The sequence below is a fragment of the Pseudomonas sp. Pseusp16 genome, from assembly GCF_047324915.1.
Taxonomy (GTDB): Bacteria; Pseudomonadota; Gammaproteobacteria; order Pseudomonadales; family Pseudomonadaceae; genus Aquipseudomonas; species Aquipseudomonas fluorescens_CD.
This window is the reverse complement of sequence record NZ_CP168522.1, coordinates 4,985,277-5,008,793: the sequence shown is the minus strand read 5'-3', so window position 1 is coordinate 5,008,793 and position 23,517 is coordinate 4,985,277. Positions and strand designations below refer to the sequence as shown.

At 60.9% G+C, this 23,517-nt stretch carries 9 protein-coding genes and 2 rRNA genes; 4 read left to right on the top strand and 7 right to left on the bottom strand.

Annotated elements, in window-relative coordinates:
• Positions 1 to 91 precede the first annotated feature (91 nt).
• Together rrf (ACEN8Q_RS22595) and rrf (ACEN8Q_RS22590) are read left to right on the top strand one after the other, a co-directional pair.
• Positions 92 to 207: ribosomal RNA gene (gene rrf / locus ACEN8Q_RS22595) — 5S ribosomal RNA — on the top strand.
• A gap of 110 nt (positions 208 to 317) precedes the next feature.
• Positions 318 to 433: ribosomal RNA gene (gene rrf / locus ACEN8Q_RS22590) — 5S ribosomal RNA — on the top strand.
• A 105-nt stretch (positions 434 to 538) separates the two neighbouring features.
• Here rrf (ACEN8Q_RS22590) and ACEN8Q_RS22585 read toward each other — a convergent pair.
• From ACEN8Q_RS22585 to ACEN8Q_RS22565, 5 genes are all read right to left on the bottom strand, one after another.
• Positions 539 to 1,006, bottom strand: a complete 468-nt coding sequence (locus ACEN8Q_RS22585; protein ID WP_413428313.1) for an SRPBCC family protein — start codon at positions 1,004 to 1,006, stop codon at positions 539 to 541.
• A 23-nt stretch (positions 1,007 to 1,029) separates the two neighbouring features.
• On the bottom strand, positions 1,030 to 4,440 hold the full coding sequence (locus ACEN8Q_RS22580; RefSeq protein ID WP_413703774.1) for a non-ribosomal peptide synthetase: 3,411 nt from the start codon (positions 4,438 to 4,440) through the stop codon (positions 1,030 to 1,032).
• 13 nt (positions 4,441 to 4,453) lie between these two features.
• Complete coding sequence (locus ACEN8Q_RS22575; RefSeq protein WP_413428315.1) at positions 4,454 to 5,383, bottom strand: diiron oxygenase; 930 nt, start codon at positions 5,381 to 5,383, stop codon at positions 4,454 to 4,456.
• Entirely contained in the window at positions 5,380 to 6,156 is a 777-nt protein-coding gene (locus ACEN8Q_RS22570) for a DUF3050 domain-containing protein (RefSeq protein WP_413428316.1), read from the bottom strand. Before ACEN8Q_RS22570 ends, ACEN8Q_RS22575 begins: the two co-directional genes overlap by 4 nt.
• A 732-nt stretch (positions 6,157 to 6,888) precedes the next feature.
• Positions 6,889 to 7,599 (bottom strand): GntR family transcriptional regulator, encoded by a 711-nt coding sequence (locus tag ACEN8Q_RS22565; RefSeq protein WP_413428317.1) that lies wholly within the window; start codon positions 7,597 to 7,599, stop codon positions 6,889 to 6,891.
• A gap of 197 nt (positions 7,600 to 7,796) precedes the next feature.
• Between ACEN8Q_RS22565 and lapG the strand changes: the two genes are divergently transcribed.
• The gene (lapG, locus tag ACEN8Q_RS22560) at positions 7,797 to 8,489 is read left to right on the top strand and encodes a cysteine protease LapG (protein ID WP_413428318.1); all 693 of its coding nucleotides are present in this window, start codon (positions 7,797 to 7,799) and stop codon (positions 8,487 to 8,489) included.
• A 14-nt stretch (positions 8,490 to 8,503) separates the two neighbouring features.
• Complete coding sequence (gene lapD, locus ACEN8Q_RS22555) at positions 8,504 to 10,450, top strand: cyclic di-GMP receptor LapD (RefSeq protein WP_413428319.1); 1,947 nt, start codon at positions 8,504 to 8,506, stop codon at positions 10,448 to 10,450.
• Between the two features lie 45 nt (positions 10,451 to 10,495).
• Here lapD and ACEN8Q_RS22550 read toward each other — a convergent pair whose 3' ends face one another.
• Both ACEN8Q_RS22550 and ACEN8Q_RS22545 read right to left on the bottom strand, forming a co-directional pair.
• Positions 10,496 to 10,834, bottom strand: a complete 339-nt coding sequence (locus ACEN8Q_RS22550) for a hypothetical protein (protein WP_057399111.1) — start codon at positions 10,832 to 10,834, stop codon at positions 10,496 to 10,498.
• 146 nt (positions 10,835 to 10,980) lie between these two features.
• Positions 10,981 to 23,445 (bottom strand): retention module-containing protein, encoded by a 12,465-nt coding sequence (locus tag ACEN8Q_RS22545; protein WP_413703773.1) that lies wholly within the window; start codon positions 23,443 to 23,445, stop codon positions 10,981 to 10,983.
• Between the last annotated feature and the right edge of the window lie 72 nt (positions 23,446 to 23,517).

Here is a 23,517-nt window from a genome sequence, read left to right as displayed (position 1 = left end):
CGAAAGTTCGACGCTCACAAAACACCGATTTCCATCACATACCCAATCTGCTGAAGCGAGGCCAGCCGGCCACGACTCAGTACCCGAATTTCTTGACGACCATAGAGCGTTGGAACCACCTGATCCCATCCCGAACTCAGCAGTGAAACGATGCATCGCCGATGGTAGTGTGGGGTTTCCCCATGTGAGAGTAGGTCATCGTCAAGATTAAATTCCGAAACCCCTATCTGCGTATGCAGGTAGGGGTTTTGTCTTTATAGTAGAAGCATCAAGAATTCGTTGGTACGTCACTACAGACGGACTGACAAACAGAATTTCTTGACGACCATAGAGCGTTGGAACCACCTGATCCCATCCCGAACTCAGAAGTGAAACGATGCATCGCCGATGGTAGTGTGGGGTTTCCCCATGTGAGAGTAGGTCATCGTCAAGATTGAATTCCAAAACCCCTGTCTGCTGACGCAGACAGGGGTTTTGTCGTTTCAGGGGTATTGAAAAGCCCGTTGCGGAGCCTCTCCACAACGGGCTTTTTCACGCTCTACGCAAACAGTTTCAGCACATTGTTCATCGCATCATCGGCAAAGCCCTGCACGAAATCCTTGAAGCCTGGCAGCGCCTCGGCGCCACCCTGTGCCGGTTCGGCAATGATGGTCCAGGTGGCTCGGGACTTGTCCGCATCCAGTGATTCAACGCTCATCGCGGCCCACAGATTGGCCACACCCAGAGTGTTGTAGATAGTGGTCCAGGTCATGTGCCGCGCCTGGTCGTCCCGGGAGTTAAGCTGTTCGACCACCTGGTTGCCGTCCTTGAAAAACTTTTTGCGTAACGATGACACGCCTTCACCGGTCATTTCGATGTGCGACAGTGCCGGGATGAAGCGATCAAAGCCGGAAAAGTTACCGACCACGGCCCATACCTGCGCAGCAGCGGCGGGCACGTCCACCGAGGACACCACGTGGCAGCCTTGAGGGTTTTTGATCAGGGTATCGGGTTGCAGAGTACTCATGGTCTTGCTCCGTTGGGGTTGAGTCAGATGAAGTTGATTTCTTTGAGGTAGTCGCAGCCGCGACGCAGCAGCGCCGGGGATTTTTGCGGGTAGTGCGCACCCATAAGCCGTACGCCGGCCTGGGCGTTGTCGTGACCGATCATCGAGATGTCGCCGATGTCCTCCTCGAAGCCGTTGAGGTAGAACCCCAGCACGCCGAACAACGCGTTGTCGCTGTCGACCCGATTCAGCTGCTGCTGCCAGTCGGCGACGCTGACCATCGCGAATTCGCGCCCAGTCTCGCGGAAGGACGCCACGTAGTCGTCCCAGCTCAGGGGCTCGGGGTTGTGCAGGTTGAACACCGCCTGTTCCGGCTGATAACGACTGGCGTGGAAGGCGATGAATCGGGCGAGAAAGTCCACCGGCATCAAGTCGAAGTTCAAGGCGAACTCCGGCACCAGACCCAGCTGGATCGAGCCCTTGAGCATCAGCATCAGGCGATTCTTGTGTGGCTGGCACACGCCCGTGAGGCTGTTGAAGCTGATGTTGCCAGGGCGGTAGAGATTGACCCGGACCCCAAGCTCTCGCGCCCGTTCGAGGATGCGCTCGCCAACCCATTTGGACAGGTTGTAGCCGTTCTTGATGTAGATGGGGGGTGTCGGTGCGGCCGGCAACTCAAGCACTCGGCCGTCGGCGGATATCGTGCTGGAGGCCGAGAGCGTCGAGACGAAATTGAAGATTTTTTTGCTGCGTCCTTCGCACAGGCGCAAACATTCGAAAATCGGCTCGACGTTGTCCCTCGCCAGCGACTCGTAATCGAGGACGTGATTGACGTTGGCGGCGTTGTGCACCAGCGCGCCAAATTCTCGATCCAGGCGCTGATAAACCTCTGCTGCCAAACCGAGTTCCGGTCGTGTGATATCGGCCGCGTGAACCCGTACCCGGCTCATATCCAGGTGCTCCAGATGGTTCTCCCGCAGCGCCTGGGCAAAGCGCTCGTCCGCCGATTGCCCATTGCCGTCGCGCACCAGGCAGGCGACCTCGCTGGCCCCCCAGGCCAGCAACGCCTCGACGATGTGTACACCGACAAAACTGTTGGCGCCTGTGACGATCACCTTGTGCACATCGCCCATGCGACTGATGGGCAGAGGCTGAATATCCAGTTCGCGGAAGGCATCGCGCAGGGCCTGTTCGCTCAGCACTTCTTCGCTGCCGGAGCCGCGTACCAGTGTCGCCAGTTTCGTGATGGTGGGCAGTTCGATGAAGCGGTTGATCGAGATGCTGCGCCCGAACTCTTCACGCAGTCGCAGGAGCATGCGCGATAGCAGGATCGAGTGCCCGCCCAGATTGAAGAAGCTTTCGTCGGTGGGAATGTCGCTCGCCGGCAGCTCCAGCAACTCGGCCCAGATGTTCAGCAGCAGGGTTTCATCGGCATTGACGGGCAGGCGCCGTGGAGGGTTATCGGTGACGCTCACCGGCAGCTCCAGCAACGCCTTGCGGTCGACCTTTCCGTTGCTGGCGTAAGGCATGCTTGCCAGTTCCGTCCATGCAGCGGGGTGCATGTAGTCCGGCAGGTGCTGTGCCGCGTGGGCCTTCAACGCCTGGCGAGCGGCGCCTGGGAGGTCTTCCCGGGGTTGGGCAAGGAAGGCCAGAATCCGTCGCTGGCTATCAACGACCACGGCAACCTGGCGGTACAACCGGCTGTCGCGCAGGCAGCGCTCAATCTCTTCCGGCTCGACCCGGAAGCCGCGAATCTTCACCTGATTATCACGCCGACCGCACAACTCGATCCCTTCATCTGTCCACTTCGCCATGTCCCCGGTGCGATAGACGCGCAGGGACTGGCCATCAGGCAAGTTCAGGTCCAGATAACGCTCAGCGGTTTGCTGCGGGTTGTTCAGGTAGCCCAGGCACACGCCCGGGCCAGCGATGTACAACTCACCGACAGTCTGCTCGGCCACCGGTTGAAAGTCATCATCGAGAATAAACACCTGACTATTGGCGATCGGCGCACCCAGCGAGCGGTTGTTGTCGCCTGCCTGAAGCCGCCGCGCGGTAATCAGTACCGTGGCTTCGGTGGGCCCGTAGAGGTTGTAGAGCTTGCCCTGACGGCTCAGTTGTTCGATGACCCACGGCTCGCACACATCGCCGCCGGTCATCACACGGTCCAGGCACTGCAACTGCTCCAGCGGCAGGATGCTCAACAAGGCAGGCGGTAAAAAGGCGTGGCTCAGTTGCCGATGACGAATCAGCTCCACCAGTTGCAGTGGATCGCGGCGTTGGTCCTCGTCGGGCACGATCAGCTCGGCGCCTTGCAACAGGGTCGGGAAGATGTCGATCAGCGATGAGTCGAAACTCAATGAAGAAAATTGCAGCACCCGGCTATGGCTGGTCAGCTGCACATAGTCGGCGTACCAATGGGTGAAGTGCGTGAGGTTGGCCTGGCTGAGCAACACGCCCTTCGGGTGACCGGTGGTGCCTGAGGTGTAGAGCGCCATGCAGGGTGCATCGGGGTCGGGGCGTTGGTGCATCAAGGGTTGAGTGAGATCCACGTCGCGGTAGTCGATACTCCCGATGTCCAGCCCCGGCATCTCCCTCGCCAGGGGATGCTCGCCATCATGCAGCAGCAACACCGCACCGGCGTTCGCCAGAATGTACTGCTGACGTTGCAGTGGATGGCTCGGTTCCAGCGGCAGGTACACTGCGCCGCTGCCCAGGATCGCCAGGATTCCGGCATACAGCGCGCTGCATTTGGGCAGGCAGATCCCGACGACTACCGGACCTTGATGCTGATCCAGCAGCGGTCGCAAACGTTGCTGGATGGCGCGGCTGTAGGCGTACAACTGGCGATAGTCGAGCGTTGTGCCGGCAATGCTCAAGGCCGGACGGTCGGCGCTCTGGATGCACTGTTGTTCCAGCCGCTCGATCATTGGCGTTTGCGCGAGTTGCTGCAGTCGTGGGTCGGCGGTGGCATTGAGGCGATGCACGAACGCGAGGCTGTCCAGGAACCGCAGGTTCTCGATGCGCTCGTAGCGGGCAGGTGCGGCGGGTTCGGCGTGTCGGAAATAGTCGGCATCCCGCGAGTAGCGGCTGACCAGCAGCGCCACGTGCTCAACCAGTGCTGTCATGGCCTGCATACGCAACGCCTGGCCGTTACCCGACGGCTCATCGGCAATGGGTACACGACTCAGCAGCGTTGAGCCATGGCAGCACAACAGGTCCAGCGAAGGCAGGCCTGACGCCTGTGGCATGCCGAGCCCCAATTGAAATGTCAGCCGTGGCGCCTGAGCAGTGAACTGAAGCGACGTGCCATCGTCGATCAGCAGATCCACAGGCCCAGGCATTTCGTCGAGTGCGGATACCCACGTCAGTGAATGACCGTGTTGTTCGAGTTCCAGCGCCAGGTTGGTCATGGCCTGGCTTTGTCCGTTGAGCAAGATGTCGAGACGTCTCATGGTGGGCTCCTCGTCAAACCAGGTAGTCGCTGAGGGCGGTTTGTACGCACGGCGATTCGAGCAGTGAACTGCTGTGGAAAAACCGCACAATGTTGGCCACCAGCGGGTGATGGCGATTGATCGGGAAGGCCAGTGCCGACATTTCGTTCTTGAGTGCGTGGCGCGCCGCGTCGTTGGTCTGCAGTGCGTCGATCAAGCGGAAGTCGAAGGATTTCTGGATGTCGTTGGTCAGGTAATGGCCAATGAACACCGGCAGGATCTGCGCGATGCAATGGCGGTCGTCTGCACTAGCCGTATGCCAGTAAATGCGTACCAGTCGTGCCCAAAAACCGGAATGGCGCCCCTCGTCCAGCAAGTGATCGGCCATCAGGCCCTTGATCGATTGCTTGACCGTGTCGTCCTTGGCGAACGCGGCAACATCGCCGGTCACTGTGTTTTCGGCGATGGCCACGCAGATCAGTTCTACAGCGCTGCGCAGGTGCTCCGGTGCGAGTGCCACGGCCACCGGTATCGCTCGGCTCAGTTCGATCTCATCCGGCAATTCAATGGGGGTGATGCCGGTCAACGCGATGGTCTGCTGCATGAAATCCATCGCCACCAGTGCGTGGTAATCCTCGTCCACCACGACAGTCATGGCGTCGTAGCGGCAGGCGAACGGGAACTCGACCGCGAAGCGATTCTTGGCGATGCTGCGGGCGGTCTTGTCGACGATCTCGGTTTCGAAAATCACCACATCGTTGATGAACTTGTAGAGCGTCTGCACCAGGGCGAAGTCGCGCAGCTGCGGACATTCGCGCAGAAAGGTTTCGCTCAGCACCAGCGGTTGACGGCTCAAGGGGTAGATCAGTTTGTCGTCGTTCTCCAGCACGCGTCGCGGGCGTGTGCGGATGGTCGCGCGACTTTCCCAGGCGTCGGCGAAGGATTGGTAGTCGACGGCGTTCATGCGCTCACCTCCACGACCGATTCGTTGATGCTCAGGCGCAGTCCGTCCCACAGGGCAATACGACTTTCCACGGCAGCGATGGCGCTGGCATACACGTCCTCCTGCCGTTGCGGGTCGCCATCGACCAGTCGCGACAGGAGCTTTTCCGCTGCCGGGCCGTGGTCCTCGGAATCGACTTCAATGTGCCGTTCGAGGTAGTAACGGAAGGTCGGCGCCTGTTCGGTGCCGATGCCCCAATCGTCGAGGATGCGCTGGAACATCTGCGGGATAACGCTCTCGCGACCGTGCAGAAACGCCGCCGCAACACAGTGACCCGGTGCATGCAGTGCGGTGTGCAGCGTATGGCGAACGAAATGTGCAGCCGCCGGGTCGACATTGATGCATTTCAAGGCCAGGTCGTAACTCACGCCTTCCTGTTGCAAGGCCACGAAGCGTTCGATGGCATCGGTGCAGGCGCCGACTTCGCGCATTGCATCCAGATACAACTCGAAGTGGCTGTAATGACCCTGGGCCGGGCGATCATCCGACTCCTCACCCAGCACGATCTCGTTGATCAACCGAGCGGCCTGGGGATCCTGCGGCGGCAGCCAGGGCAGTCGCACGCAAGTCAGCTCCTGTTGCAGGCGCTTGGTCAGTGACATGAAGTCCCATACGGCAAAAACGTGGGTTTCCATGAAGCGTCTCAGGACCGGCAGCGAATGTATTTCAGAGAAAATCGGGTGTTCGCCAAGTTCGGCTTTTATTTGAATAAGACGTTCTTTAGTTGGTTTCATGGATGGGCCTGTAAGTGATTCGGGGTGAGAAGTAATCAAGCACTTAAGTTCGCTTAAAGTTTTTCAGGGCGAACGGGTACCTCAAACGAATTGATCTTTTTCAGTGCTGGATATGCCGTGTAACTGAGGTGCTGCTGCCGCTTGTGGTTGGCAGCGAAGAAAAACTAATACACATATAAAGTGTCAATCAAGTTGTTTTGGTATTATTTTGATATTCAACTTTTTCGAAGTTGATAAGTTCCAATAAAACTTTCCATGTTGGTTTTATTTTGGCGTAGTTACTCCTTCCGGCTTATATAAGTCAGAATTGAATAAAGAGTGAATGCCTCACTCGAAGTAACTTTTTAGTTGGCGTCGTTGGGGGATGTCTGAGGGGGTGGAAGTGGGTCGTGATTGGTGCCGATCCTTCCGTTCCCGTGATGAGGCTCCTTCCTTCGCTTCTGGGGATGGGGACTACGCCATTCGCACGGAACGTCCCCGGTTTTATTGTGTCCTTGGCACCCAGAGTGGGCGCAAATGGAGGCGGCCGCCAATACCGAGACAGCATGCAATCGTTGCTATGGCCAGGTTTGCAGGCGGCGAGGCGTTGGAGCGTGATATAGCGCCGCGAGGGTGGTGTGGTTTGGGCGCAGGGGATTTGTAATCAAATTATTCGTGGGGCACATTCGGGGAAATGTGCATCAGGCGAGGCAAGCACCTTCGGTGCGCCTCGCCTGGACTTGCCGCTACGAGTTACCTGGACGTGTTCTTGGCCCGGACTTCAGGGCTGTTGAGGTAGCGCGTAATGACCTCGACCGCTCGGTTCAGGTGGTGTTCGAGCAGCTTCACGGAGCGTTCGACGTCCCGGTCTTCGGCGGCCCGTAACAATGCCTGGTGGTCGTCCTGGGACAGTTTGCCCAGGCCCATGGCTTCCAGGTTGAAACGCAAGAACCGCTCTTCCTCGATCAGGCCGTCTTCGACCAGTCTCAACAGCCGGCGATTGGGTGCCCGGCTGTAAAGCACCATGTGGAACAGGCGATTGAGCCGGCCGATTTCGGTGTAGTCGCTTTCCATTTCGAGTTCATCGATGTAACGGGCAGCCTGTTCGAGATCTTCGTCCTGGAGCAGTGGCACCGAGAGACGCAAGGCTTCGGACTCCAGCAGGATGCGCAGCGCGTAGGTTTCCACGGCGTCGCCCTGGATCAGCGGCGCGACCACGGCGCCCTTGTGGGCAACCACATTGAGCAACGATTGTGCTTCGAGCTGGCGCAAGGCTTCGCGTACGGGCATGCGGCTGACGCCGAACAGGTCGGCGAGGTCTTGCTGGCGCAGGGCCGCGCCGCAAGGAATGCGCCCGTCGAGTATGGCCGCGCGCAGGGTTTCTTCGATCACCGACCGTGCCAGATGCGCGGGAATGGGCCCGTTGACCTTGATACTGCTTAGAGGGTTGGGCTTTTGTGTCACTAAACGCACCCTGAATGACGGAATATTTTTTGGATCCAAATGACACTAGTAACTGCCTGACGGCTTGTCAAACAAGCGAACGAGTGCCTTTCTTGCAGTTTAGCGCGCCGCCAATGATCTCACCGTGCCATTGTCTTTTTCCGGTCTAACCTTCACCATTCGAACGACTCCCTCCTGCCTACCCAGGATGCCTCGCATTGGCGGCAAGTTTAACGATCCCCCGGATTTTACGCTGGCTGTGCGGCGCATTGCTGCTGGCTGGCGTGATGTTGGGCAGTTTGAGTGCCGATTGGGATTTTTCCCTGATCAGCCGGCGGGCGCAGGCATTGTACGGACCTTTGGGAGAAGGTCAGCAGCGCATTAATGATTGGCAATACTTGTTGGCCAGTCAGAAGCAGATCGGCGAGTTGGAACAACTCAATGTGGTCAATCGCTTCTTCAACAAACAGCTGCGATATGTCGAAGACATCGATCTGTGGCATGAAGTCGACTACTGGGAAACCCCGATCGAAGCCCTCTGGAAAGGCGCCGGCGACTGTGAAGACTACGCTATTGCCAAGTACTTCAGCCTGCGTCACCTCGGTGTAGCCAGTGAAAAGCTGCGCATTACCTACGTCAAGGCACTGACCCAGAACCGCGCGCACATGGTGCTGACCTACTACTCGAGTCCGGAAGCCGAGCCTCTGGTGCTCGATAGCCTGATTGATGCAATCAAGCCCGCCAGCCAGCGAAAGGATTTGCTGCCGGTCTACTCTTTCAATGCAGAAGGGTTGTGGCTACCGGGTACCAAGGGCAACAAAAAGGTCGGCGATACCAAGCGTCTTTCGCGCTGGCAGGATGTGTTGAAGAAAATGCAGGCCGAAGGATTCCCGGTCGAGACGACTAATTAGGAGCAGGTGCTCAGATGTCTTTGTTCAAACAGCTGTTGATTGCTATCTGTCTGTTCCTGGTGGTCGCCTTCACCGGCAGTTTCATGGTCAGCCTGGAGAGCTCGCGCACTCAGTATGTCAACCAGTTGCGCTCCCATGCTCAGGACGCGGCGACGGCGCTGGCGCTTTCCCTGACACCGAATATCGACGACCCGGCGATGGTCGAGTTGCTGGTCAGCTCGATTTTCGACAGCGGTTACTACGCGAGCATCCGCGTGGTCGATCTGAAGACCGACCAGGCCCTGGTTGAGCGCACGGGCATTCCGGCGGTCAACAACGTTCCGGACTGGTTCGTCAAACTGATCGGCCTGGAGCCCGCCGGTGGTGACGCGATCGTCAGCCGTGGCTGGGAGCAGGCTGCCCGGGTCGAGGTGGTCAGCCACCCGATGTTCGCACTGGCCAAGTTGTGGCAAAGCGCTTTGGGCAGCCTGAGCTGGTTGCTGCTATGCGGCGCGGTCAGTGCGGTACTCGGCGCGCTGTTGCTGCGTCAGCAATTGAGACCGCTGGATTACATGGTCAAGCAATCCCACGCCATCGCCCGGCGGGAATTCCTCAGCCTGCCGGAACTGCCGCGCACTCCCGAACTTCGCCGGGTCGTACAGGCCATGAACCAGATGGTCGAGAAGCTCAAGGCGCTGTTTCAGGAGCAGGCGGAGCGTAGTGAAAAACTGCGGGTCGAGTCCTATCAGGACTCGTTGACCGGGTTGGCCAACAGGCGTTATTTCGAGATGCAGCTGAATGCGCGGGTGAGCAACCCGGAGCAGGCCAGTTCTGGTTATCTGCTGCTATTGCGGGTCAAGGATCTTGCCGGCCTCAATCAGCGTCTCGGTGGCCAGCGCACCGATGACGTGCTCAAAGCCGTCGGCGAGCAACTGTCTCGCGAGTGCGCCAAATATCCGGAAACCCAGAACCTGGTCACTCGTATCCGCGGTGGCGAATTTGCCGTGCTGGCGCCGGGGCTGGTGCGCGAAGAAGCGCTGCAACTGGCACAAAACCTCGACAGTGCCTTGGCCAGTCTGCACGCTACCGGCGCCACTGATGTGGCTGCCGTGGCGTCTATCGGCCTGGCACCTTTTGCTCACGGCGACTCGCCGCAAACCGTGCTCAGCCTCGGTGATCAGGCGCTGGCGCAGGCCGAAGGCCAGGGCGAGCAGAACTGGGCCTGTATCGAACACAGCCTCTCGGCCAGTGTCGGCGACGATCACCACGCCTGGCATCGAATGCTTGACCAGGCGCTGACACAGCGGCGCTTCGAACTGTATTTCCAGCCGGTAGTGGCTGCCCAGGACACGCAACTGGTACTGCATTACAAAGTGTTGTCGCGACTGCTCGACGAACAGGGCCAGACCATCCCCGCCGGGCGTTTTCTGCCTTGGCTGGAGCGCTTCGGCTGGACGGCGCGCCTGGATCGGCTGATGCTCGAACGGGTGTTGGAGCAAATGAGCGAGCATGAGGAGTCGCTGGCGCTGAATCTGTCATCGGCTACCCTGGGCGACCCGCAGGCGCAAAACAAAATCTTCGAGATACTGCGTGCGCATTCCAATTTCGGCCCGCGCCTGACCCTGGAGATTGGCGAAGAGCAACTGCCTGACCAGGCGGTACTGGAGCAGTTGACCCGGCGCCTGCGCGAACTCGGCTTCTCACTGAGCCTGCAACGTTTTGGCGGACGCTTCAGCATGATCGGCAACCTGGCACGGCTGGGGCTGGCGTACCTGAAGATCGATGGCAGCTACATTCGTTCGATCGATCTGGAGAGTGACAAACGCCTGTTCATCGAGGCGATCCAGCGCGCGGCACACAGCATTGATTTGCCGCTGATTGCCGAGCGGGTCGAGACTGAAGGCGAGTTGTCGGTGATTCGCGAGATGGGGATATACGGCGTTCAGGGCCAGTTGTTCGGCGAGCCCAAGCCCTGGGGCTGATTTGATCGCTCCCACGTAGCGCGCGGGAATGATCGGAGGGGCGCGTCAGATCAGTCCGGTCTCTTCATCATCGATCAATTGGCTCAAGCCACCCAAGGCTTCACGGGCCTGGTTTCGATCCATGAGTTTAGCCTGGGCCGCCGCCGGCAGGTCGGTGACGCGGATCACGCCTTTCTGGGTCAGCACCTGAATCAAGTCATCGAGTACCCGGATCATTTCCAGGTCACTTTGCTTGAGCTGTTTGAGGCTGTTCTCCACCGCAGCGTTGGCAAACCAGGTCTGGATTTCATGATTGTCGGCCGGCAGCGTTTCCGTGGCCTCGGCATAGGCGGCGGGTTCCACGCGTACCAACAGGCCCTGCGCATCGCGTTGCACGTAAAACATTGAGCATCCCTCAGAATTGAACCAGCGTCGTGCTGTCAGCAGCATAGGTCAACCGCATGCCAGTATGTGGCGCAGCGACGGAATCGTCACCGGGCAGTGGACGCAAACGTGACGGCCGCCCCATAAGGAACGGCCGTTTTCGTGCATCAGCTGTTGTTGTGATCGATTTTGATGGTCGGGTCGCTACCGGCAATCAGGTTGTGCAGGTTGGCGCTTGACCAGTTATTGCCTTCCAGCTTGATCGTCACGTCCGGCGTGGCCGCTGCGGCGTTGCCCGAGTTGAACTGGCCGGTCGAGCTGACTTGCAGCGACGACACGCCATCGACCGTGGTGATCTTCAGGAAGTTGTCGATGGTACTGCCGGTTTCGCCCTGCAACAGATCGCGCAGGTCGATCCGGTCACCTTCGCCGGCCTTGAAGTCCTTGATCACGTCGCTGCCGGTGTCGCCCGCTTTCCAGACGAAGGTGTCACCACCGGAACCACCGATCAGGATGTCGTTGCCCTGTCCGCCCATCAACGTGTCGTTGCCGGTGCCGCCGAGCAGGCTGTCATTGCCCTTGCCGCCGTCGAGGGTGTCGCTTCCGCCCGAGCCGAACAGGATGTCATTGCCCGCACCGCCCAGCAGGGTATCGTTGCCGTCATGGGCACCGGACACATCGAACGCGGTGTAATGCTCAGTGATGTACTGGTGCACGTTGCTGGTGGTGACTTTGCTGACGTCCACGCCGGATTGCTGCGCCACGAAGGCTTGTATCGCCTGGTAACCCTCGCCGGCAATGCCGTTGAAGCTCACCAGATCGCCGAACAGAAGGTCGTTGCCGTCGCCACCGCTGACGGTATCGTTGCCCGGCATTGTCGCTTCGGTGTGGCCGATGATCGAGTTGGCCAGATCCTTCGGATCGATGTTGGTTTGCGGCGTGGTATCCGAGTCGTACGGCTTCAGGTCGTTGAGGCTCACGTCGCTGTTAAGACCAATGGCCTCGACATTCGACAGCTTGCTCAGCAGTGTGAAGCTGCTGGTGGAGTTGCTGATGGTGTCCCCGTCGGTGCTGTTGCCGTCGCCGTCACGACCCGAGAACTCGTAAGTGCCGTCGCCCTGGGCATGCAGATAGCCGAAGTCCTTGGAGGACCAGCTACTTCCATTGCCGTTGCCATTGCCATTGCCATTGCCGTTGTTGCCGTTGCTGGTCTTGGTCCAGACCGTCACGTAGCCCGAGGCGCTAATGTCGATCTGGTGCGTGCTGTCGGGGACCAGGCTGATCGCTTTACCCAACTGATAGTTGCTGGTGGTGACCAGGCTATCGAGTGTTGTGCTGCCATACAGGGTCGGGTTGGTCGACTCGCCGCTCTGGTAGTAAGTCGGCTTGCCGTCAGTAATGAAGTACGTGAGGTTCTTCGCCCCGGTGTTGGCCACGGCGTCCGCACTCTGGAACCAGTTGGCCGTGGTTTTGAACACGTCCTCGTAGTTGGTGCCGCCGCCGGATGACATCGAGTCCAGGATCGTCTTCAACTGAGTCAGCGCATTCGGGTCTTTGAGGTTCACCGACACCGACTTGTTGACCTGGGTGTCGAAGTCCACCAGGAAGATGTTCACCGTACCCGAGTTGCTGCCCAGGCTTTGCTTTAGTGTGTTGAACACAGACGTCAGCGAGTCCTTGGCCGAGTTGATCGACGAGGAACTCATACTGCCGGAACTGTCGACCATGAACGCGATGTTGTAGTTGGTGCCTGGCACCACGGTCAGGCCGCCGATGTCGGCGACGATGATGTCGTTGCCGTCGGTGCCGGTGACCGTGTCATTGGCCGCCGTGGCAGTGACGGCGTTGTAGACCGCCGGATACACAGTCACAGGAATTTGCGAAGTGCTGCTGGCCGAACCACCCAGGGCCTCAGTGGAGGTCGAAGTCACGGTCAGGTTGAACTGGCCGTTGTAATACGATGGTGGCGTTACGCTCAGAGAGCCTAGGCTCCAGCCCGTCACGTTGGCCTCGCCACTGGTCGCAGTGACCGTGAAGGTATGTCCCGCGCCGTCGGTGAGCACCGAGCCGGTCGGCATGCCGCTGATCTTCAGGCTCAGGCTTTCCGAGCCATCGGTGTCGGTCAGCGCGGTCGTGATAGCGGACAATTTCACACTGCTGCCTTCGGCGCCGGTGTTGAGTTTGTAGCCGTCGTAGTAGCCCTCGCCATTGCTGCCGTGCAAGTCGGACACGGTCACGCCGGCATTCACCAGATCCGTCACGCCCGTGTAAATCGGTACGCCGGCACTGCTCAGGTCGATCGGCGTGCTGCCATTGACCGACAGGTTGACGTCATAGTTACCCGGGCCGCTCTGGTTGTGGTGGTAGATGTCCAGGGTGTAGTAGCCGCTGGTGGTCGGGGTGAACGAACCATTGAGGTTGCCGCCCGCGCCCCAGGTGATCGCGGCGACGTTCTTGCCGCCGATGGTCACCAACAGGCTGTCATCGCCAACACCGCTGAAGGTGTAGGTCTTGCCGGCTTCGAGGTAGATCAGGCCCGAGGTTTTCGACGCCGTACCGGCGGTCACGTTAGCGTCGGACTGCACGTTGGTCACGGTGCCTTTGGAGTTTGCTGTGCCAGCGGCGTCGATCACGTTTTTCAGCGTGGTCGAGTCCGCGCCGTTGCCGCTGGTACCCAGGCCCGACAGACCGGTCCAGACTTCCTTGATCAATCCGGTGGACTTCACGCTATTGTCGGCAACGCTCAGGGTCGGGGCATCCGCCACCGGGGTGATGCCGATCTTGATCGTGCCGGTGTTGCCCAGTGCCTGGCCGTCGGTTGGCTGGAACTGGAGTTGCGCGTAATCAGCCTTTTGATCGCCAGTGCCGGGGCCATAACCGTTCGCGCCCGACTCGTTGGCATCCGGCATGAAGCGCAGTTTGCCAGCGTCGATGTCGGCTTTGCTGAAGGTCTGGTTGGCGGCGACATCTTTCCAGGTCGAACTGTCCAGATACTGCAGTTTGCCCTCGCCCGGCAGCTGGGTGATTTTCACGCCCAGGCCGGTGGCGGGGCTGTCGACGTCGCTGACGCCGAAGGTCGACCAGCCGAGAATCAGCGGCGTGTCTTCGGTGCCGGTGACGTTGACCGGTGCTGCGACCGGTGCGTCATTGACCGCCACCACATTGACCGTGGTGGTCGCGGTGTTGGAGTAATTGCTGCCATCGGTCACCTTCACGGTGATGGTCCGCGGTACGGTGCTTGGGTCTTCACTGTTGTTGGTGAAGGTGATGTTCTTGATGCGCTGAATGTAATCGGCCAGCGTCGCAGTACCGGTCAAGGTCAGTGTGATCGTGCCAGTCTGGTCATTGCTGTTGATGATGATGCCGTTGACGCTGTTGCCCAGGTTCAGCGCATCGCCTGGCTGACGGTTGGTCAGCACGACGGTTGCACCGGTCAGCATGGTGCTGTCCGGATCGGTGATGCTCAGGTCGAGATCGCCGATCGACACGCCAGGACCGGCGGTGTTCTCGGTGAACGTCACCTTGTAATCGGCCCCGGTAGCGCCGCTGGAGTTGTTGGCGTCGAGGTCCAGCACTGGCGGTGCATCGTTGTCGATGATCGAAGTGCTGACGCTGCCATTGGACGAACTGATCGCCAGATTCTCGAAGTTGCCACCAGTGACCGAATCGATCTTGACCACGAAGTTTTCGGTGCCTTCGGTGATCTTGTCATCGATGGTCGCGACGTTGAAGTTGGCACTGCTGGCGCCCGCCGGGATCTTCACGGTGTACACGCCGGTGAAGTCCGAACCGTCGGCAGCGGTACCGCTGTAGACGATTTTCAGCGTCACTTCGGTCTGGGCCGGGTTGGTCAGGCTGACGGTATAACTCGCCGCCTGGCCTTCGGTTACCGAAGTGCTGCCGCTGATGCTGGCAGTGGTGGTGTCCTGGAAGTCACTGACGCTGGTCGACACTGGCGTCTTGTCCATGCCGAGGGCTTCAAGGTTGCCGCCGCTGGCGGCCTTGATCGATTCGGTAACGGTTGGCGCGCCGATGTAGACATCGTTGCCCACGGTGACCGGCAGGCTGCCGGAGCTCTGGCCGACGGCGATGGTGATCAACTTGCCGCTGTCCAGCGTGACGGTGACCGGCGTGTCGTGTGCAGTGACAGGGATGCCATTCTTGTCGGTGATGGTCGCGGTATACGTGATCGTACCGTTCTCGCTCACCGATGGGGTCGCAGTCAATTTCACGGTGGTGGCGTCGTTGACGTCGGTAACTGTGGTGTTCACCGGGGTCTTGATCGGGTTGATCGCTTCAAGGTTACCGCCGGCCGCGTCCTTGATGGATTCGGTGACAGTGGTTGGACCTTTGTAGACGTCGTTGCCGACGGTGACCGGCAGGGTGCCGGAGCTTTGGCCGACGGCGATGGTAATGACCTTGCCGCTGTCGAGGGTCACGGTGACCGGCGTGTTGTGTGCGGTCACCGGGGCACCGTTCTTGTCGGTCAGGGTGGCGGTGTAAGTGATGGTGCCGTTCTCGTCCACGCTCGGGGTGGCGGTCAGGGTCACGGTGGTGCTGTCGTTGACGTCGTTGACCGTGGTGTTCACCGGGGCTTTCACCGGGTTGATCGCTTCCAGGTTGCCGCCGTCGGCCGATTTAATCGACTCAGTAACGGTGGTTGGACCTTTGTAGACGTCGTTGCCGACGGTGACCGGCAGGCTGCCGGAGCTCTGGCCGACCGCGATGGTGATCACCTTGCCGCTGTCGAGGGTGACGGTGACCGGCGTGTTGTGTGCGGTCACCGGGGCACCGTTCTTGTCGGTCAGGGTGGCGGTGTAAGTGATGGTGCCGTTCTCGTCCACGCTCGGGGTGGCGGTCAGGGTCACGGTGGTGCTGTCGTTGACGTCGTTGACCGTGGTGTTCACCGGGGTTTTCACCGGGTTGATCGCTTCCAGGTTGCCGCCGTCGGCCGATTTAATCGACTCAGTAACGGTGGTTGGACCTTTGTAAACGTCATTGCCCACCGTGACCGGCAAGGAGCCGGAGCTCTGGCCGACGGCGATGGTAATCACCTTGCCGCTGTCGAGGGTGACGGTGACTGGCGTGTTATGCGCGGTCACCGGTTGGCCCTGGGCATCGGTCAGGGTGGCGGTGTAGGTGATGGTGCCGTTTTCGTCCACGCTCGGGGTGGCGCTCAGGGTTACGGTGGTGCTGTCGTTGACGTCGGTGACCGTGGTGCTGACCGGGGTTTTCACCGGGTTGATCGCTTCGAGGTTGCCACCCACTGCATCCTTGATGGATTCGCTGACAGTGGTTGGCCCCTTGTAAACGTCGTTGCCGACGGTGACCGGCAGGCTGCCGGAGCTTTGGCCGACGGCGATGGTGATGACCTTGCCGCTGTCCAGGGTCACGGTGACCGGACCGTTCTGCGCGGTCACCGGTTTGCCCTGGGTATCGGTTAGGGTCGCGGTGTAGGTGATGGTGCCGTTTTCGTCCACGCTCGGGGTGGCGGTCAGGGTCACGGTAGTGGAGTCGTTGACGTCGTTGACCGTGGTGGTCACTGGCGTTTTCACCGGATTGATCGCTTCGAGGTTGCCACCGTCGGCCGATTTAATCGACTCAGTAACGGTGGTTGGCCCTTTGTAAGCGTCGTTGCCGACGGTCACCGGCAGGCTGCCGGAGCTCTGGCCTTCGGCGATGGTGATGACCTTGCCGCTGTCGAGGGTCACGGTGACCGGACCGTTCTGCGCGGTGACCGGTTGGCCCTGGGCATCGGTCAGGGTCGCGGTGTAGGTGATGGTGCCGTTTTCGTCCACGCTCGGGGTGGCGGTCAGGGTCACGGTAGTGGAGTCGTTGACGTCGTTGACCGTGGTGGTCACTGGCGTTTTCACCGGATTGATCGCTTCGAGGTTGCCACCGTCGGCCGATTTAATCGACTCAGTAACGGTGGTTGGCCCTTTGTAAGCGTCGTTGCCGACGGTCACCGGCAGGCTGCCGGAGCTCTGGCCTTCGGCGATGGTGATGACCTTGCCGCTGTCGAGGGTCACGGTGACCGGACCGTTCTGCGCGGTGACCGGTTGGCCTTGGGCATCGGTCAGCGTCGCGGTGTAAGTGATGGTGCCGTTTTCGTCCACGCTCGGGGTGGCGCTCAGGGTCACGGTGGTGGTGTCGTTGACATCGGTGACCGTGGTTTCTACCGGGGTCTTCACCGGGTTGATCGCTTCGAGATTGCCACCCACCGCGTCCTTGATGGATTCGCTGACGGTGGTCGGCCCTTGGTAGACGTCATTGCCGACGGTGACCGGCAGGCTGCCGGAACTCTGGCCTTCGGCGATGGTGATGACCTTGCCGCTGTCGAGGGTGACGGTGACGGGACCGTTCTGCGCGGTCACCGCGGCGCCGTTCTTGTCGGTCAGGGTGGCGGTGTAGGTGATGGTGCCGTTCTCGTCCACGCTCGGCGTGGCGGTCAGGGTCACCGTGGTGCTGTCGTTGACGTCGTTGACCGTAGTGGTGACCGGGGTCTTCACCGGGTTGATCGCTTCGAGGTTGCCGCCCGTTGCGTCCTTGATGGATTCGCTGACGGTGGTCGGGCCTTGGTAGACGTCGTTGCCGACGGTGACCGGCAGGCTGCCGGCGCTCTGGCCTTCGGCGATGGTGATCACCTTGCCGCTGTCGAGGGTGACGGTGACGGGACCGTTCTGCGCAGTGACCGGTTGGCCCTGGGCATCGGTCAAGGTCGCGGTGTAGGTGATGGTGCCGTTCTCGTCCACGCTCGGCGTCGCGGTCAGGGTCACCGTGGTGCTGTCGTTGACGTCGGTAACCGTAGTGGTGACCGGGGTCTTGATCGGGTTGATCATTTCCAGATTGCCGCCGTCGGCCGATTTAATCGACTCGGTAACGGTGGTTGGACCTTGGTAGACGTCGTTGCCGACGGTCACCGGCAGGCTGCCGGAACTCTGGCCTTCGGCGATGGTGATCACTTTGCCGCTGTCGAGGGTGACGGTGACCGGGCCGTTCTGCGCGGTGACCGGTTGGCCCTGGGCATCGGTCAGGGTCGCGGTGTAAGTGATGGTGCCGTTTTCGCTCACTGATGGGGTGGCGGTCAAGGTCACGGTGGTGGTGTCGTTGACGTCGGTAACCGTGGTGCTGACCGGCGTTTTCACCGGGTTGATCGCTTCCAGGTTGCCACCCACCGCGTCCTTGATGGATTCGCTGACGGTGGTCGGCCCTTGGTAGACGTCATTGCCGACGGTGACCGGCAGGCTGCCGGAACTCTGGCCTTCGGCGATGGTGATGACCTTGCCGCTGTCGAGGGTGACGGTGACGGGACCGTTCTGCGCGGTCACCGCGGCGCCGTTCTTGTCGGTCAGGGTGGCGGTGTAGGTGATGGTGCCGTTCTCGTCCACGCTCGGCGTGGCGGTCAGGGTCACCGTGGTGCTGTCGTTGACGTCGTTGACCGTAGTGGTGACCGGGGTCTTCACCGGGTTGATCGCTTCGAGGTTGCCGCCCGTTGCGTCCTTGATGGATTCGCTGACGGTGGTCGGGCCTTGGTAGACGTCGTTGCCCACCGTCACCGGCAGGCTGCCGGAACTCTGGCCTTCGGCGATGGTGATCACTTTGCCGCTGTCGAGGGTGACGGTCACCGGGCCGTTCTGCGCAGTGACCGGTTGGCCCTGGGCATCGGTCAAGGTCGCGGTGTAGGTGATGGTGCCGTTCTCGTCCACGCTCGGCGTGGCGGTCAGGGTCACCGTGGTGCTGTCGTTGACGTCATTGACCGTGGTTTCCACCGGGGTCTTGATCGGGTTGATCACTTCCAGATTGCCGCCGTCGGCCGATTTAATCGACTCGGTAACGGTGGTTGGCCCTTGGTAGACGTCGTTGCCGACGGTGACTGGCAGGCTGCCGGAACTCTGGCCTTCGGCGATGGTGATCACTTTGCCGCTGTCCAACGTCACGGTGACCGGACCGTTCTGCGCGGTGACCGGTTGGCCCTGGGCATCGGTCAAGGTGGCGGTGTAGGTGATGGTGCCGTTCTCGTCCACGCTCGGGGTCGCGGTCAAGGTCACGGTGGTAGTGTCGTTGACGTCATTGACCGTGGTGGTCACTGGCGTTGTGTTGGGCGACACCAACTCCAGGTTGCCACCTACGGCGTCCTTGATGGATTCGGTGACGGTGGTTGGCCCCTTGTACACGTCGTTGCCGACGGTGACTGGCAAGCTGCCGGAACTCTGGCCTTCGGCGATGGTGATCACCTTGCCGCTGTCCAACGTCACGGTCACCGGACCGTTCTGCGCAGTGACCGGTTGGCCCTGGGCATCGGTCAAGGTCGCGGTGTAGGTGATGGTGCCGTTTTCATCCACGCTCGGCGTGGCGGTCAAGGTCACGGTGGTGGTGTCATTGACGTCGTTGACCGTGGTGGTCACTGGCGTGGTGTTGGGCGACACCAACTCCAGGTTGCCACCTACGGCGTCCTTGATGGATTCGCTGACAGTGGTCGGACCTTTGTAGACGTCATTGCCCACCGTCACCGGCAGGCTGCCGGCGCTCTGGCCTTCGGCGATGGTGATGACCTTGCCGCTGTCGAGGGTGACGGTGACGGGACCGTTCTGCGCGGTCACCGCGGCGCCGTTCTTGTCGGTCAGGGTGGCGGTGTAGGTGATGGTGCCGTTTTCATCCACGCTCGGCGTCGCGGTCAAGGTCACGGTGGTGTTGTCGTTGACGTCGTTGACCGTGGTGCTGACCGGCGTTTTCACCGGGTTGATCGCTTCCAGGTTGCCACCCACAGCGTCCTTGATGGATTCGCTGACGGTGGTTGGCCCCTTGTACACGTCGTTGCCGACGGTGACTGGCAAGCTGCCGGAACTCTGGCCTTCGGCGATGGTGATCACCTTGCCGCTGTCCAACGTCACGGTCACCGGACCGTTCTGCGCAGTGACCGGTTGGCCCTGGGCATCGGTCAAGGTCGCGGTGTAGGTGATGGTGCCGTTCTCGTCCACGCTCGGCGTCGCGGTCAAGGTCACGGTGGTAGTGTCGTTGACGTCATTGACCGTGGTGGTCACTGGCGTTGTGTTTGGCGACACCAACTCCAGGTTGCCACCTACGGCGTCCTTGATGGATTCGGTGACGGTGGTCGGACCTTTGTAAACGTCGTTGCCCACGGTCACCGGCAGGGTGCCGGAGCTTTGGCCGACGGCGATGGTGATGACCTTGCCGCTGTCGAGGGTGACGGTGACCGGCGTGCTGTGCGCGGTCACCGCGGCGCCGTTTTTGTCGGTCAGTGTGGCGGTGTAGGTGATGGTGCCGTTTTCGTCCACGCTCGGCGTGGCAGTCAGGGTCACGGTGGTGCTGTCGTTGACGTCGTTGACCGTGGTGGTCACTGGCGTGGTGTTGGGCGACACCAACTCCAGGTTGCCACCCACTGCGTCCTTGATGGATTCGGTGACGGTGGTCGGACCTTGGTAGACGTCATTGCCGACCGTGACCGGCAGGCTACCGGAACTCTGACCTTCGGCGATGGTGATGACCTTGCCGCTGTCCAACGTCACGGTGACCGGACCGTTCTGCGCGGTGACCGGTTGGCCCTGGGCATCGGTCAGGGTGGCGGTGTAAGTGATGGTGCCGTTCTCGTCCACGCTCGGCGTCGCGGTCAAGGTCACGGTGGTAGTGTCGTTGACGTCATTGACCGTGGTGGTCACTGGCGTGGTGTTGGGCGACACCAACTCCAGGTTGCCACCCACTGCGTCCTTGATGGATTCGGTGACGGTGGTCGGACCTTGGTAGACGTCATTGCCGACCGTGACCGGCAGGCTACCGGAACTCTGACCTTCGGCGATGGTGATGACCTTGCCGCTGTCCAACGTCACGGTGACCGGACCGTTCTGCGCGGTGACCGGTTGGCCCTGGGCATCGGTCAGGGTGGCGGTGTAAGTGATGGTGCCGTTCTCGTCCACGCTCGGCGTCGCGGTCAAGGTCACGGTGGTAGTGTCGTTGACGTCATTGACCGTGGTGGTCACTGGCGTGGTGTTGGGCGACACCAACTCCAGGTTGCCACCTACGGCGTCCTTGATGGATTCGGTGACGGTGGTCGGACCTTGGTAGACGTCGTTGCCGACGGTGACTGGCAGGCTGCCGGAACTCTGACCTTCGGCGATGGTGATGACCTTGCCGCTGTCCAACGTCACGGTGACCGGACCGTTCTGCGCGGTGACCGGTTGGCCCTGGGCATCGGTCAAGGTGGCGGTGTAGGTGATGGTGCCGTTCTCGTCCACGCTCGGCGTGGCGGTCAGGGTCACCGTGGTGCTGTCGATCGAGTCAGTGATGGACGTCACTGCCGGCTCTTTACTCAGCACCAGGTTTTCGAAGTTGCCGCCAGTGGTACCGGTGATGCTGGTGCTGACGGTGCTGCCATTGACATAGACGTCATTGGTCGGGGTCTCGACCACCACCGTGCCGCTGGTCTTGCCCGCTTCGATGGTAATGACCGAGCCGTTGCTCAAGGTCACGGTCATCGGCGTGCCGGCCGGGTTGGTCAGGGTCGCGGTGTAGGTGATCTGGCCGCCTTCGGTGATGTTACCGGTGGCAGTCAGGGTCAGCCCGGTGCTGTCCACGGAGTCGGTGATGCTGGTCACGGCCGGCGCGGTGTTCGGCACCAGGTTTTCGAAGTTGCCGCCAGTGGTACCGGTGATGGTGGTGCTGACGGTGCTGCCGTTGACATAGGCGTCATTGGCCGGGGTCTCGACCACGACGCTGCCAGTGGTCTTGCCGGCTTCAATGGTAATGACAGAGCCGTTGCTCAAGGTCACGGTCATTGGCGTGCCGGCCGGGTTGGTCAGGGTCGCGGTGTAGGTGATCTGCCCGCCTTCGGTGATGTTACCGGTGGCAGTCAGGGTCAGCCCGGTGCTGTCCACGGAGTCGGTAATGGTGGTCACGGCCGGCGCGGTGTTCGGCACCAGGTTTTCGAAATTGCCGCCAGTGGCGCCGGTGATGGTGGTGCTGACGGTGCTGCCGTTGACATAGACGTCATTGGCCGGGGTCTCGACCACGACGCTGCCAGTAGTCTTGCCGGCTTCGATGGTAATGACCGAGCCGTTGCTCAAGGTCACGGTCATCGGCGTGCCGGCCGGGTTGGTCAGGGTCGCGGTGTAGGTGATCTGCCCGCCTTCGGTGATGTTGCCGGTGGCGCTCAGGGTCAGCCCGGTGCTGTCCACGGAATCGGTGATGCTGGTCACGGCCGGCGCGGTGCTTGGCACCAGGTTTTCGAAGTTGCCGCCAGTTGTACCAGTGATGGTGGTACTGACGGTGCTGCCGTTCACATAGACGTCATTGGCCGGGGTCTCGACCACGACGCTGCCGCTGGTCTTGCCGGCTTCGATGGTGATGACCGAGCCATTGGACAGGGTCACGGTCACCGGTGTTTGCGCCGGGTTGGTCAGGGTCGCGGTGTAGGTGATCTGCCCACCTTCGGTGATGTTGCCGGTGGCGCTCAGTATCAGCCCGGTGCTGTCCACGGAATCGGTAACGGTGGTCACGGCCGGCGCGGTGCTTGGCACCAGGTTTTCGAAGTTGCCGCCAGTGGTGCCGGTGATGGTGGTGCTGACAGTGCTGCCGTTCACATAGACGTCATTGGCCGGGGTCTCGACCACGACGCTGCCGCTGGTCTTGCCGGCTTCGATGGTAATGACCGAGCCGTTGGACAGGGTGACCGTCACCGGCGTTTGCGCCGGGTTGTTCAGGGTCGCCGTATAGGTGATCTGGCCACCTTCGGTGACGGTGTTGCCGGCCGTCAGGGTGACCGTGGTGGTGTCGACGGTATCGGTGACCTGGGTCACGGCCGGGGTAGTCGGTGGCGTAACTGTGATACCGCTGCCGCCGCTGGTGCCGGTGACGGTCATTTCGATCTGGGTCGCGTCGTTATAAACAGTGTCGTTCGGGACCAATGGCACGTTGACGGTGCCGGTGGTCGAGCCCGCGGGAATCACGATCACCGCGCCGTTGGACAGCGTGACAGTCAGGTCGGTCAGCGGTGCCTGGGTCAGTGTCGCGGTATACACCAGCACGCCACCGGCCTCGGTGATGGTTGGCGTGGCGCTAAGGCTCAGGGTCGACTCACTTGGAGTGTTGGTGTTGGTGTTGGTGTTGGTGTTGGTGTTGGCGTTGGCGGCGGCGGTCTGGCCGCCAGTAGTGTCCTGAGCTATTTGCGCAGCAGAATTGATGCCCGCAGTCGGGAAGCCAATGGTTGGGTCGACGCGGCCAGCGGTGGCGTCGAGCACCACGAAACTGTGACTACCACCCGCGGCACCACCAGAGCCGGCCGCCGTCGGACCCGCAGCGGTGGCTTCAAGGTCTTTGGTCGGGTCGGCACCGGCGGCAATGGCTTGTTGCAGCTCTTCAACGGACGGTGCGGCTTGCGCGGTGGCGGCCGCCAGATCACTGCCGGAGTCCGGGGCGTGCGCGCTCCACTGAGTGTCACGGCCCAGATCGAGGGTACGGCCATCGGCCAGCTCCAGGGACACGGCGCCGGAAAGGCCAGTGTCGATCTGGTCACCGGCGAACAGTTTGTCGCCTTCAACGAGAACGCGGCGGATGCCCTCGGGGGACACCACGAAAACCTGACCGACAATGCTTTTGACGATGGCAACAACACTGCTCATTGAAGACTCTCCGGGGTGTCACGTTCAGTTGACTTCCATGGACCTGATGGCATCTGTCGGCGCCGACCAGTC

Bases quoted from the DNA above. Each gene is read 5' to 3' on its own strand.
- ACEN8Q_RS22570 (WP_413428316.1), bottom strand. From the start codon at position 6,156: ATGAAACCAACTAAAGAACGTCTTATTCAAATAAAAGCCGAACTTGGC.
- ACEN8Q_RS22585 (WP_413428313.1), bottom strand. From the start codon at position 1,006: ATGAGTACTCTGCAACCCGATACCCTGATCAAAAACCCTCAAGGCTGC.
- ACEN8Q_RS22575 (WP_413428315.1), bottom strand. From the start codon at position 5,383: ATGAACGCCGTCGACTACCAATCCTTCGCCGACGCCTGGGAAAGTCGC.
- ACEN8Q_RS22580 (WP_413703774.1), bottom strand. From the start codon at position 4,440: ATGAGACGTCTCGACATCTTGCTCAACGGACAAAGCCAGGCCATGACC.
- lapD (WP_413428319.1), top strand. From the start codon at position 8,504: ATGTCTTTGTTCAAACAGCTGTTGATTGCTATCTGTCTGTTCCTGGTG.
- ACEN8Q_RS22550 (WP_057399111.1), bottom strand. From the start codon at position 10,834: ATGTTTTACGTGCAACGCGATGCGCAGGGCCTGTTGGTACGCGTGGAA.
- ACEN8Q_RS22545 (WP_413703773.1), bottom strand. From the start codon at position 23,445: ATGAGCAGTGTTGTTGCCATCGTCAAAAGCATTGTCGGTCAGGTTTTC.